At 49.4% G+C, this 239-nt stretch carries 1 pseudogene; it reads left to right on the forward strand.

From position 1 onward, the window contains the following. Window positions 1-239: pseudogene (locus AB4486_RS27075) on the forward strand (DUF1887 domain-containing protein); the annotation flags it as partial.

Consider the following 239-nt stretch of genomic DNA (forward strand, 5'->3'; position numbering starts at 1 on the left):
GACTACCTGACTGTGTTCGGTGCTCGCGGTGAATTCAGCGATGTTCAGCTGTCTCCGCAACTGGATCAGAAACTTTATGAACTGGGTGAACGTTGGGCAAGTAACGCACTCGAACTAGGCCCTGGCCTTGCGACATTGAACTACCTAGCAACGACCTGCCGTAAAGAACAAAAACTTGATGTAGGTCTATCTGAGAAGCAACAAGGCTATCGCGAGCTCAACATGCTGTTGAGCGATTT

Source organism: Vibrio sp. 10N.222.55.C6, from assembly GCF_041473395.1.
Classification (GTDB): domain Bacteria; phylum Pseudomonadota; class Gammaproteobacteria; order Enterobacterales; family Vibrionaceae; genus Vibrio; species Vibrio crassostreae_C.